Here is a 14,644-nt window from a genome sequence, read left to right as displayed (position 1 = left end):
TAGCTATCGGCGCCTTCTACCGTCCGAATGAAAATCAAATGTTCAGCATCGGCGGTTCGTTTGGCGGCGGTGAAAACATGGTGAACGCGGGTGTTTCCGTCAAGTTCGGAGAGGGAACGGGAATCAGCACTTCAAAAATCGCCATGGCGAACGAAATCAGAGGTCTGAAAACCGCGAATGAGAGGATGCAGCAAGAAAATAAATTCATGCAGCAAGAAAACAAAGAAATGAAGAACGAAATCGAAATTTTGAAACAACAAGTGCAGCAACTCATGGCAACAAAATAGTCGCGGCGCAAGAGGAAGGAACCAGTTACGGGTTCCTTCCTTTTTGTTTTCTTTTTTATTCTTGGGTTTGCAAATGCGTAAAATTCGTCGTCATAAAGGTAAGTACTTTACATTTTACTGAACTCTGAGAACAGACCATCATGATATCAAGTCATGGGAACTGCTCGCACATGCAATATTTATATACAATTAAGGAGGTAATCATCTTGCAACTAACCTATAATAAAACCGAATGGTTATACATGGCGTCAGGTAATACATCAGAATATCAAACGAGATGGATGCCGGATTTGGGAGGTGGTGCATTACCTCATTGGCGGGTTATTGGGGAAGGTATTTAGAAAGGAGAGCACGGAATGAATCAAATTTATAAAATTATTTGGAGTAAAGCGACAGAAGCCTACGTGGTGACTTCCGAGCTCGCTAAGTCGCACACCAAGAGCCCGTCGGGTAAAGGACTGCGGCGAAGCGTCACGGCGGCTCTTTTAGCGGCCATGGTGGCGGCGCCTGTCGCGTTCGGCGTGTATGCGGCCGGTGACACACATTACGTCTCGGTAAAGAGCGGCAACCAAACCGCGGATTCCAACTATAACAATGACGGCGCGCAGGCAGAAAACAGCGTCGCAATCGGTCCGTCCGTCAAGACGACGGGCAAGGACAATATCGTTATCGGCTCCGGTGAGATCGTGTCGCAAGCAAAAAAGGACGGGACGTCCTTTGACGGCACGAGAGTTCTTGTCGTCGGTCACGGGAACTATTTCCAGCCGACATCGGAATGGGACAGCATGAAGGGGACAAGTGTTTCTTACCGGGATGCCGCCATTATCGGACATGGTAACAGACTCCTGCAGGGCGATAAAAATGACGCGGGCGGGTGGTCTCCGGCTTACCAGCTGGTCCACGGTTGGGAAAATACGCTGAAAGGTTCGTTCACCGGCGCGATCGGGTATAAAAATGAAATCAAAAACAGCAGCCGTCCCAATAATACGAGTCAGAATATGGCGTTTACGATTGGTACGGAAAATACGATTGACGCGACCGGTTACTACATGGGCGATAAAAACAGGGTCAATACTCTCGCGGATTACAAAGAACCCGGCAGCAACCCGAATACGGTAGGCGCTGATTTATACGTGATCGGCCAGCACAATATCATCGGTTCCACCAAAGGCGCAGACTGGTATGTCGACAACGGACGCATCATCGGTTCGGAAAACATCGTTTACAGCAATGACGCCAATGTATTCGGCTGGCTAAATAAAGTCTATGCCAGTTACGGAATGGCTATCGGAGACGGACACCGAGTCGGTGTGGACGACAAGGGGAATCTTGTTAAGAATAAAGATGGTCAGGCGATTTACAACCCTGTCGCTGTCGGACGGGATAATGCCGTTACAGGCGACTATGGCGTAGCGGTCGGCAATCAGGCTAAAGCAAGAGGAGAAAAAGCGACCGCCGTCGGTTCCACCGCGCAGGCACTGGGTAAATATTCCGCCGCGCTGGGCACCGAAAACCGTGCGAAGGGATACGGAAGTGTCGCTGTCGGTTCTTTAAATAACAAATATGACTTTGATAATCCGGGATATAAGTGGATAGACTTTGACTCCGGGAAATATTCCAACGCGATTGGCGTCATGAATATTTCTAAAGGAGAGTCTTCCAGCGCTATCGGTACGAAGAATAAAGCATTGGGAGAAGGGGCATCTTCGTTCGGGTATCTCAATACAGCTGCAGGTGGTCTGTCTTCCGCTGTGGGATATTGGAATAAAGCGGAAGGAGAGAAATCATCTTCGTTCGGATATCTCAACATCGCTACAGGCAAACAGTCTTCCGCCTTGGGCTTCAGAAACTATGCGACGGCTGAAAACAGCTCGGCGATCGGGATTTACAATAATAAATACAATGTCGTTAAAAGAAAATGGGAAGACCAGACGGCCGGGGATTACTCCGTGGCAATCGGTGCGAAAAACCACAGCGCGGGAGGCTACTCCTCCGCACTGGGGTATGAAAACATGAGTGGCGGAATTGCAGCTTCCGCCGTAGGGTATCGAAATATCACCGATGGACAGAGCGCATCGGCTCTCGGATATGCCAATATAGCGGCAAGCACAAAGTCTTCTGCCGTGGGCTATCGAAACTTTATCAGCGGTTACGGAGCCGTTGCGGTAGGGTCGGAAAATAATCTGAATTTCGTTAAGGACTACCAGGCGACCGGGGTTGTTGAGTCCGGCGATTTGTCCAGCGCTTTAGGCATCAGTAATGCGACGATAGGGCGCAAGTCCGCGGGTATCGGAAACTCGAACTACGCTTTAGGGACCAAGTCTGTCGGTGTTGGTTTACGTAACTATGCGACGGGCTATGAAAGCCTCGCCATGGGTCACTATTCCGTCGCCGGCAGCGAAACGCTTGATCAGGTCAAGTATCCCGTGGCGATAGGAAGCAGGGCCAAAAGCACGATAACCGATGCCGTAGCGATCGGCTCTTTCTCGAATACGACAAGGGACAAGGGTGACTACGGATATGATCCGTCATTAAAGAAAGTGGTGACGGAGGCGGATATCACGACCGATACGAATATCGGAACATACAGAGCAGAACTGGAAGCCGCGCGCTCCGCATGGCAGACCTCGGTAGAAGACGCGGAAATCGTATTGCATAAGATCCAGACTCAGCAATACGAGACCAAAGAAGAAGGTCAGCAACTAGAGGCTCAATATGACCAGCTTAAAGCGGACAGTGAACAAAAACAGCAAGCCTATGATGCAGCGCAGAAAAAAGTAAGCGATCTCGTCGGCGCGTGGCAGGGTCAGATGGCGGCTCTTTCCGTAGGGGATGAAGCTACCGGCAGAACGAGACAGATCACAGGCGTTGCGGCCGGTTCCGCCGATACCGACGCGGTCAACGTCGCGCAGCTGAAAGCCATCGACCGGAAATTGGCCCAAGGCGCGGTTCATTACTACTCCGTAACCAGTGACAAAAAAGCGGCGGGCTCCAATTTTGACAACGACGGAGCGAAAGCCGCTGACAGCATGGTTATCGGCATCGGCTCGACTTCGGAAGCTGTAAACAGTACCGTCATTGGTAACAACAACACGTTAACGGGCGGTAAGCGAGATAGCGACGGCGTCCGCAGAAACAACAGCATCGTTGTCGGAGAAAGCCTTGAAGTCGAGGGTACGCATAACGCGGTATTCGGCACGGATTATATGAACTGGGATAGGAAACTGACCAAAGTCGCGGGCGAGCAGAATACCGTCATCGGCGTGGGGAACCTTGTCGGCTACACCGCCGAAAAAGACCTTTCGGATCCAAGGAATCCAAAATGGACGTATACGAAGTTGTACGACAGAGGGTCCGACGCTAACGTCGCGGTCGGCATGACAAATACCGTCAACGGCGGCAGTGTAGTTCTCGGAACCAGTTCCGAAATTAAGGACGGCGCGACGTTGGCCACTTCTGTAGGTCATGCCAATACGATACAAGGTAGTGAGCAGTATGGTCTTGCTTTGGGAAATAAATTGCTTGTAGAAGGCTATGGATCCATTGCGGTAGGCACAGAGTCCAAAGCGACAGCGGACTGGGCGACAGCCATCGGACAGGAAGCCATTGCGGAACAAGAGGGCTCCATCGCCTTCGGTCCTGGGGCTGAGGCGAAAAACAAATATTCCATCGCCTTCGGTTCATCCGCGAAGGCGAAAGCGAGAAGCGGCGTCGCGATCGGCTCTTCCAGCCTGGCGGACAGAGAGAAAGGATCCATCGGCTATTTAGCGGGAGAAAACACATCCGAAGTATGGAAAGCGACGAAGGGCGCGATTTCCGTAGGCAATAAGGAAAAGAAATATACCCGTCAGATCACAGGCGTTGCGGCCGGCTCCGCCGATACCGACGCGGTGAACGTCGCGCAGCTGAAAGCCGTAGAAAATAAAATTACCCAAACGGGCACGGAAGCGCAAAAACACACCTCGGTCGCAGCAGGAACCAATATTTCCGTTACGGAAGACGGAACCAATAATGAGGGCGGCAAAAATTACAAAGTAAGTCTTGCCGAGAATATCGATCTGGGCCAAAACGGAAGCATCAAAGCCGGAAACACGACGATCAATAATAACGGCTTGACCGTGCAAGGCGGTCCGTCGGTCACCGCAAAAGGTATTGACGCAGGCAAAAACGTCATTACCAACGTAGCCGCCGGCACAAAAGATACCGACGCTGTCAACGTCTCGCAGCTGAAAGCGGTACAGGAAATCGCGGCGGCCAAGACCACTATCGAAGCGGGCGACAATATCAAAGTCGAAGCGGGAAGCGCGAAAGGCAGCTACAAAATTTCCGCGACCGATACGACGTTGCAGAAAGGTAACAACGCGCTATCCCTCAACGGGAGCAAGCTGAATCTTTCCGTGAAAGATACGAAGGGCAATGAAGTCACCGGCAGCGTGGACCTGAAAGATCTTAAGGGCGCAGTGAATACCGACACCACCTACACGCTGAAAGGCGAAGAGAATGACAACAATACGACCACGATTTCTCTTACGGACAGCAACGGCAAAAAACAGCAAGTAACCGTCGCGACCAAAGACACGCGAAACACCATCGTGGACAGTGACACCGTAACCGTAGAAGCCAAAGCGCAAGAAGACGGCAGCAACGAGTACAAGCTGAACGTCAAGACGGACGGCAAAGTCGCGAAAGACAATAAAGGCATTGTCACCGGCGGCACCGTTTACAACGAAACAAGAATTGAAAACGACGGTAACTACATCAAAGCCGGCAACACGGCAGGGCAGAACCTGATCGCCTTGGACAAACAGGTAGGCGCCAATACGACCAACATTGCCGAGTTGAACAATCGCGTATATGACATGGGCAACCGTGTTGACCGCGTCGGCGCGGGCGCGGCGGCGTTGGCGGGACTCCATCCGCTGGACTTTGATCCGGATGACAAATGGGACTTCGCGGCCGGCTATGGCAACTACAAAGGAGCCCACGCGTTGGCGATCGGCGCCTTCTACCGACCGAACGAAAGCAAAATGTTCAGCGTCGGCGGCTCGTTCGGCGGTGGCGAAAACATGCTCAATATCGGCTTCTCCATGAAAGTGGGGAGAGGCAATGAGTACATGAAACTTACCCGCTCCGAAATGGCGCAACAACTGGACGCGCAAGCGAAAAAACTGGATGAGCAAGCGCAAAAACTGGACGCGCAAACGCAAAAACTCGATGCGCAAGACGAACAGATCCGAGACATGCAAGCCGAGATGAAGGCCATCACGCAAAAGCTTGCGACACTCCAAGCGCAGTCCGGAAAATAAAAAACAGTAACAAAAAGAATCATCCGTTTACGACAGAAAAAGATCACGGCGCGTACGCGTCGTGATCTTTTTTGCATGGGAGATGTACGCTTTAAGGCGCGTTGGCGTAGCAACGAAAGCCGCGCTCGCTTCTCGGAAATTATCCGCGAAACGGACGGAAAGCGCGTGCGCGGAGACGATAAAGAGCATCTCGCATCAGCGCGAAATTTTTACCGTTGCTCGCGGGCGCGCTCTTTGTTTCGCAAACCGTGTCGCTTTCCGTGCTTGCGACCGTTTGTATTAAGGTTAAAAAAGATTATATTTTTTCTGTTTTGTAAAGCTTCCGCAAAGAATAATAGAATTTCTTTTTACTGTGGGATGCTTTTCCCGTGAAGACAGCTTGTTTCCTTGGGAGATACGTGGCGTCCTATCAACGCGTGCAGCGGGCGAAAACGACGCGTGACGGCTGGAAATCGGTCAGTGCTATGAAGCATGTCGGTATCGGTGCTATGAAGCATGTCGGTATCGGTGCTGTGAAACATGTTTGTATTTGATATTGCTATATGCATGATATATAATAAATGTGATGTAAAAGATTATAGAAAAATGATTGAATTATTGGATTGCCGATTAGAGCAATCGCTTGTTGTGGGAGGGAAGCATGAATAAAATTTATAAGTTGATCTGGAGCAAGGTCAAAAACTGCTGGGTCGTGACTTCAGAAATGGCAAACTCGCACGTCAAAAGCACCTCAGGCCGGGCCAAGGGCAGTGTACTCGCGGCATCCGTACTGACGGTTCTTTTAGGGAGCGCTCTTTTCCCCGCGGATATGGTTTATGCGGCGGACGGGGCAGCGCACTATGTTAACGTTGCTGTGAATACGGGCAAGACCATAGAAGCAAGAAAATATCCGGGAGAGGCCATTGAAGAATCCGCTATCGATCCGGATGTGAACTATGATCTCTCCGCGAACCCCACCATCAACGCCATCAGTATTGGCGCGGAAACAAGCGCAGGGGCGAATGGCGCTGTCGCTATGGGATTCAAGACCATAGCAAAAGGAGAATATTCGACCGCTCTCGGAACAGGTTCGGCAGCGTATTCAAAAGGGGATCTCGCTCTCGGCTGGAAAGCGTATACAGGTTGGAACGAACCGAATAAAATCGCGATCGGCACGGAATCCACCGCGCTGAAAGAAAACGGTATTTCCATCGGTACCAAGAGCAAAACTTGGTATGACAACGCGATCGCTATCGGTAATGAAGCGGAAACGGGCAACAAAGGCGGCCAGACCAGCAATGACTCGATCGCTATCGGTAATAAAGCGAAAATCCAGGGACAGAAGAACGTCGCGATCGGTTCCGAAGTCACTGTGGGCACAGGGTCAACCAGTAGCGGCAGTTCTTATGTCGTCGCCATCGGCAGTGATTCCCACGCCTACGATACGGACAGCGTTGTCGTTGGCGGCCACAGTGAAGTCCGCGAAAATGCCGTTGTCGTCGGTAACCGTTCCAAAGCCGGCATGCAGTCGGTGGCGGTAGGCAGCGACATTAAAGCAGGCGAATGGTCGGTTGCTATCGGGTTGAGCAGCAAAGCGAAGAATCACGCGATCGCCATGGGTTACTCTTCGGAAGCATCGGCGGTGGACTCCGTCGCCTTCGGTAATAATGCAAGTGCCAAAGGACTCGGTGCGATTGCCATCGGCGGTAACTACGATCGGCCGAACGAAGGGGCGCAGGCGTACAGCGGTGACACGATTGCCATCGGTCGCGGCTCGGTTGCCGGTAATAAAGAGGATACGGCAACGGTGTATAATAGCGTCGCTGTCGGACGGGAAGCCAGAGCGTACGGTAAAAATTCGATCGCATTGGGCGGAACTGCCAATGTAGGTGATATCTGGCAAAAACAATTAGCTGATGGCGGTACGGCGATCGGCAGCAGTGCCAATGCGGCCATGGAAAACGCTACGGCGATCGGATATAAGTCGATAGCCTATGCGAAAGACGCGGTGACCCTCGGCGCGAACACCAGAGCGGATATCGATGGTGGCGTGGCGTTGGGCAGTGACTCCAACGTAGGCTCTTATGCCTCTCCGAGTTATGGCAAAGCAGGTAAAGTCGGTTATGATCCGTTGGACGCCGGTACGGACGAAACTTCCACGTGGAAATCCACAAGAGCGGCCGTTTCTGTCGGTAATCAGCAAAAGGGCATTACCCGGCAGATTATCAATGTCGCTGCCGGTACGGACAACACCGACGCGGTGAACGTGGCACAGCTGAAAAGTCTCAGACAAAGAGCATGGAAAGACCTTGCTGCGGCGAAGGATGAGCTGGGTGGCAGAATTGCCGGAAATACAACAAGCATTACCGCTCTTTCCACTCGCGTAGGCACAAACGAGCGGGATATAGGTCGTCTTAAGACGGATGTACAAACAAATGATACAAGAATCCGGTACTTATATGACAATATGCCTTTCATGCACTATGTTTCCGTTAACGAAAAAAATACCAATAAAACGACGGATAATCGCAAGAATGACGGAGCAAAAGCAGTAGGTTCTATCGCGATCGGCGTCAATACACACGCTTACGGGGAAGATGCCGTTGCTTTGGGAGGAAACTCCTTTGTCAGAGGACAGGGCAGTGTCATTGTCGGTGACTCTTCGGACAATTATACCGGTGGATTAGCGGCCAAAGAAGGACAGTTTGATCAAAGCGTTATTCTCGGATCAAATAACACCATTTTCGCCCAAGCTGCGAAAAATGGAGGCCGGGAAGATAAAATTATCGGGAACATGAACAGAGTAGAGGAGTCCCACGGCACATTTGTCCGCGGTACGGGCAACTTTGTGTATGATGCGTATAATGACGAAGCGCTGACCGATGAAGATAAGCAAAAAGAACAGGACTTCCTTGATCCTATAGACGGTGGCGACCCGACCGGCCTTTTCCAAAAAGGAAGAAGCCATGTCAGCGTCGAAGGTGACGGGAACTTGGTGTCAGGTTCTCTCTATACGCAGGTTTCCGGCGTAGGCAACCACCTTTCCAATACTGATTATGAGGATGAAAGACCAAGTACACCCAAATTGTCCTATAACATCGTGACGGGCAATAGAAACTCTGTCATCGACTCGAGCCATAACCTCATCATGGGCGACAACCACGAGTTGGAAAACGTCAACGGAAACATCATTATCGGCTCGCAGAAAGCGAAAACGAAAACCGAAAAATCTAACGTCACCATTCTCGGCAATGACGCCAACGTCAGCGTCGAAGGCGGCGTGGCTTTGGGTACCGGTTCCGAAGCAAGTACCGCCGCGGGTGTTGTCGGTTATGACCCTGCTACGGGAGAAGCATCCACTGCGACCACAGCGACATGGAAATCCGGAAACGGCGCTGTCTCTGTTGGTACGGATAAGAAAACAAGACAGATCACCAACCTCGCCGCAGGTACGGCGGCCACCGATGCGGTGAACGTCGCGCAGCTCAAAAATAGCAAGACCGCTGTCGAAGCGGGCGACTATGTGACCGTTACGAAAAAAACGGAAGACGGAAAAGGAACGACCTACACCGTCAAAGGCCCGAGCCTTACTTCCGTGGACAAGAACTTGACTGTTACTGACGACGAAGAAACGGTAGCAGGCACAACGGATAAGAAGAAAGTAGGCTATAAACTCGAACTGAGCAAAACGCTCACAGGATTGGAGAGCGTAAGCAGTAAAGTGTTCAAAGCGGGTGATAACGTCACGCTTGGCGAAACAGGTCTTACCATTACAGGCGGTCCGTCTGTCACCACGACAGGCATTGACGCGGGCAACAAGACAATCACCAACGTGGCAGCCGGAGCGGCAGACGGCGATGCGGTCAACTTCAAACAGTTGAAAGATGTAAAAGCACAAGTTGAGACCAACAAAGGCAATATTACAAAGAATACAACTGCTATTGAGGGTCTGAAGACAAGCGTTTCTACCAACCAAACGAACATCGGAAAACTGCAGGCGGGCTTCATCGTAAAAGACGCCGGAACGGGTACGGCGGATGTCACTCTCGGCGGAGATACGAAGCAGGAAGTTACCTTCAAAGCGGCCGTAGACAAAACAACGCAAGCAACGGAGAACGGCTCCTCGCTGACCTCAACTGTCGATACGGACAGAAACGTCACCTACTCGCTGAACATGAACCAGCTGAAAAAAGACCTCGGCATTACCGACGGTCCCGATGGCGTCATGAGCTCGTGGAAGCTGAAAGTAAAGGACGAAACAACACCGAAGGAAATCAAAAACGGCAACACGGTTACCTTTGAGGCTGACGGCGACGGGCTCACCGTAGCAAGAACAGACTCGACCATTAAGTACACTATCGACGGAAGCAAACTTAACATCGCGCAAAATCAGTCGATTACTAACTTAGGAAAACGAATTGACAACCTCGATCCCATTCACTATTTCTCCGTCAACAGCACGGATAAAGATGCGGGCTCGAACTACAAGAATGACGGCGCGAAAAAAGACGGTAGCATTGCCATCGGTCCGTCGGCCTTGAACAACGGGACTCAGTCCGTTGCAGTTGGCTTGAAGAGCAAAGTAGAGGACGGTTGGTACTCCGTTGCCTTAGGTACTGAGAGCAAGACGAATGGTCATTTCACTACGGCGATCGGTTACCAGGCGAGTGCGACGAAATTGCAGGCACTTGCATTGGGCACGAATGCGGAAGCAGCTGCTGAGAGTGGCATCAGCATCGGTGTGAAAGCAAAATCGTTGGCGAATCGCGGAATTGCAGTAGGAACGAACAGCACGGTAGATCAAACGGGCGGCCGTGGCATTGCTATCGGTGATGGCGCCTATGTCGGCGCCAAAACGCAGGGTCATCTGGGGACGGGCATGTCGAATCCGGGGGATGCATGGAACCCGAGCGAACCGTATTTGCCGGTCGCTGATGATACAGTAGCGGGTCCGGGAAAACTGGCACGCGAAAACTCGATGGCGATCGGTATGAAAGCGAGCGCTTTCGGATACCAAACGACGGCATTGGGAGCAGGCGCAGAAGCGCATGACACCAATACGACAGCGGTCGGTGCCGCGGCGGTTGCCAAAGGGAATTACAGCACGGCACTGGGCAAACAGGCGCGTACATTTGAAAAAGAATCGACATCGGTCGGTCATTGGGCGGACTCCCGCGCGGAATTTGCAACGGCTCTCGGTTCCAATACCATCGTGTACAAAAAAGGCGGCGTAGCACTGGGATTCGGCGCGCGTGCCTATGACGAAAACAGTATCGCGATCGGCAGCAACTCCATTGCGAAAGAAGCGGTAGACGGAAAAGCATACCTCAGCGACGAAGAGGTAAAAGCCGCGGCCGGTATTGTATCGGTAGGCAATCCTGCGTACAAAGCAGGGGATAAGGACGTCGCCGCCAACTATCGCCGTATCGTCAATGTCGCGGGCGGTATCCACGACAATGACGCGGTCAATGTCGCGCAGCTGAAGGCGTTGGCAGGCAAAGTCACGGGCAATGAAGGAGACATCACGACCCTTAAAAAAGGCTGGACGCTGGAAGATGCTGCTGGAAGCACGAAAGTCGTCAAAGCTGAAGACACGGTCAAAGTCACGGGCGATGACTACATCACGGCTACCGTAGACAAGGACGGATTGACGCTCGGCATGGACGAAACCAAGCTGAACGATCAAATCAATAAGCAGATAAATACCAACTCGACTGTGACAGGTAAGATGAACTCTTGGGTTCTGAAGGCGACGTCAGACAAAGACGCGGAAAAAGACGGCAAAACGATTGATAATGACAATAATGCCGTCACCTTTGACGCAACCGGCAAAGGACTCACCGTAACAAGAGACGGCTCGACCATTAAATACGGTATTGACGGAACCAAGATTGATATCACTGGAAACAAATCGATTACCGACCTGCAAACGGAAATCAAAGAAAGCAAGACAACCGTAGAAGCGGCAGAGAACAGCCAGATTACCGTTACTCCTGAAAAACAAGATGATCAGTCTACGAAATATGTGGTAGACATCGCGAAAGACGGAACGATCGACGGAGACAAGGACGATAATCTCGTTACCGGTACTACCGTCAAGGAGTATGTCGACGCGAACAAGGTAACTGTCACGGGTGACGAAGAAGGAAGCGGCGTCAAAGTTGAAAACACGGCAGCAGATGGACAACCGGCCAACTACAAGGTAAGTCTGGGTGACAAAATCAAAGCAGGAGATGTCACTGTTGATGGCACGAAAGGCGCTGGACAAATCACAGGACTCTCCAATACGACATGGAATGCTGACAATATTGTCTCCGGCCGCGCAGCGACAGAAGATCAGCTGAAAGCGGTATCGCAAAATGCGGCAGAAGCGGTGAAAAAGCATACTACTGTGGTAGCAGGTGACTATGTCACTGTCAGCGAAGGCACGAATGACAATGGCGGTAAAGAATACACCGTCAACGGTCCGAAAGTCGCCGTAGCTAAAGACGAGAAAAACCTTGTTGTCGGTGACATCATGGACGGTGACAAAAAAGTAGGCTATGAACTCAAACTGAACAAAGAGCTCACAGGCCTGACCAGCGTAAGCAGCGACACGTTCAAATCGGGCGAGGACGTAACGATCAACAAGGACGGTCTTACCATCAAAGAAGGCCCGTCTGTCACTACCAAAGGCATTGACGCAGGCAAGAAGAAAATCACGAACGTGGCTGACGGAGACGTATCCGCAACCAGCACCGATGCGGTGAACGGGAAACAGTTGAACGAAGTAAAAACAAAAGCTGATACCAACGAAGAAAACATCACCGAACTGCAAAAAGGCTGGACGTTGGTAGACGCTAAGACGGGCAAGAAAGTTGTTAAAGCCGACAACACGGTTACGGTTACGGGTGATGAATACATCAACGCCACCGTAAGTGACGCCGGACTGAAGCTCGGCATGAACGTCAACAATCTGAACTCGCAAATCAATAAACAGATAAATACTAATCCGACTGTGACAGGAAAGATGAATTCCTGGGTACTGAAAGCGGCGACAACGGATAAAGATCCGGCCGCGACGGGTCAGACCATTGACAATACCAACAATGTTGCGACCTTTGATGTGGAAGATGACGCGCAGGGACTGACGGTCAAGAGAGAAAACTCGACCATCAAATACGGTGTGGACAAAGCGAAATTAGCCGAACACATCACCGGCGATGTTGTTACCAATATCAATAAAGGCGGCGAGGCAGTCACCAATATTTCCGCGAAATTCAGCGTTACCGACGGAACCAACACGAAAGCCGTCAACCTCGGAAAAGACAAAAATAGCAACGTCAAGTTCCTCGGCACAGCCGGTGAAACCACCGTTACCGTAGGCGGCGACAATGATGCTCCGACCATTACCGTAGGCTTGGATAAGGAATTCAAGAATCAAGTAAACGCCAACTCAGATAATATCGCGACGAACAAGACAGCTATCGAAAAGAACGCTGGAGAGATCACGACGTTGAAAGGTCGGGTAGACGGACACGATACGGCTATCGCAGCGAATACGAAAGCTATCGGTGAAAACAAGGCGGCGATCACACAGAACGCGCAAGATATCGCGACGAACAAGACGGCTATCGGCGAAAATAAAACGGCAATAGCTGAGAACAAGACCAATATTGCGACCAACACCGAAAATATTGGTAAGAATGCGGATGCCATTGCCGAAAATAAAGCTGAAATTTCCAAGAAGATGACTTCGTGGAACTTGAAAGCCGAAGGCGTTGATGGGGAGCAGAAAATCGGAAACGACGGTACGGTCACCTTTGATGTAGTGGAAAAAGATAAGGGACTTACCGTCACGAGAGAAGGCTCGACCATCAAGTACGGCATCGACGGAAGCAAGATTGACATCAAAGAAAACGAGACTGTCAAGAAACTTGAAGAGGATATCGAAAACAGCAAGACCACGGTCAAAGCAGGAGATGACAATATTTCCGTTAAGAAAGCGGACGGCAAAAACGAATACACGCTCACTCTCGCGGAAGACCTCAAAGGCTTGAAATCAATTTCCACCAAGACCGTCAACGCAAGTGAAAAAGTCACTGTCGGCGATAACGTAACGATCAACAACGAAGGTCTTACCATCAAAAACGGCCCGTCTGTCACCACGAAAGGCATTGACGCGGGCAACAAAGCGATCGCTAACGTGGCAGACGGCAAAGCCGATACCGACGCGGTCAACGTACGACAGCTCAATGCCATTGCGAGCCAGGGCAATCAGAACATCGCCATTCTCGGCGGCAAAGTGAGTGAACTGGACGGACGTGTGAACCGAGTCGGCGCGGGCGCAGCTGCGCTTGCCGCTCTCCATCCGCTGGACTTTGATCCGGATGACAAATGGGACTTCGCGGCCGGCTACGGCAACTACAGCGGCGCGAACGCCGTCGCTATCGGCGCGTACTATCGTCCGAATGAAGACACGATGTTCAGCGTCGGCGGCTCGTTCGGCGGCGGTGAAAACATGGTGAACGCGGGCGTTTCCGTGAAACTCGGCCAGGGCAACAATGTCACGACCTCCAAGATCGCTATGGCGAAAGAGATCAAAGATCTCCGCGCCGAAGTCGAAGTATTGCGACAGGCGATTGTCGGCGTCGGTCAGGGACAGGAACTTGATCCCATGAAGATGAAACTCTTCCCGGACATCGAGAAAAACCACTGGGCCTATGAAGCGGTCGAAGAACTCGCGAAACAGGGATTGCTCGAAGGTTATCCGGACGGCACCTTCAGCGGTGATCGCATGATGACCCGCTATGAATTCGCGGAAGTCGTTTACCGAGCCATGCAAAAAGGCCTCAAGGTAAACGAAAAACTGATTCAGGAATTTGAACCGGAACTGGAACGTTTCCGTATCGATGTCATTTCCAAAGACAAAGACGGAAATCCGGTCATTGAACGCGTAAGAGTCAATGACAAAAAGGATGTAGCGGAAACTGCAAACGCATAAAAACGGCATGACCGTTACACAAAGGAAAAAGCCGAGGCGATACGCCTCGGCTTTTTTCATGCTGCATATCGGGAAATAAAGCGCAACTC

At 51.2% G+C, this 14,644-nt stretch carries 3 protein-coding genes and 1 pseudogene; all 4 read left to right on the top strand.

The annotated features are described in order from the left end of the window. A pseudogene (locus RDN69_RS01270) lies at positions 1–287 on the top strand (YadA-like family protein); the annotation flags it as partial. 356 nt (positions 288–643) lie between these two features. Then, entirely contained in the window at positions 644–5,593 is a 4,950-nt protein-coding gene (locus RDN69_RS01265; protein ID WP_288218153.1) for an ESPR-type extended signal peptide-containing protein, read from the top strand. 398 nt (positions 5,594–5,991) lie between these two features. Then, entirely contained in the window at positions 5,992–6,126 is a 135-nt protein-coding gene (locus RDN69_RS01260; RefSeq protein ID WP_273260866.1) for a hypothetical protein, read from the top strand. Between the two features lie 107 nt (positions 6,127–6,233). Beyond that, entirely contained in the window at positions 6,234–14,555 is an 8,322-nt protein-coding gene (locus RDN69_RS01255) for an ESPR-type extended signal peptide-containing protein (protein WP_288218152.1), read from the top strand. Positions 14,556–14,644 lie beyond the last annotated feature (89 nt).

This window comes from uncultured Negativicoccus sp., assembly GCF_902480485.1.
Classification (GTDB): domain Bacteria; phylum Bacillota; class Negativicutes; order Veillonellales; family Negativicoccaceae; genus Negativicoccus; species Negativicoccus succinicivorans.
Note: the sequence above shows the minus strand (reverse complement) of the source record. Positions and strands in the feature narration are given on the sequence as shown.

Bases quoted from the DNA above. Each gene is read 5' to 3' on its own strand.
- RDN69_RS01265 (WP_288218153.1), top strand. From the start codon at position 644: ATGAATCAAATTTATAAAATTATTTGGAGTAAAGCGACAGAAGCCTAC.
- RDN69_RS01255 (WP_288218152.1), top strand. From the start codon at position 6,234: ATGAATAAAATTTATAAGTTGATCTGGAGCAAGGTCAAAAACTGCTGG.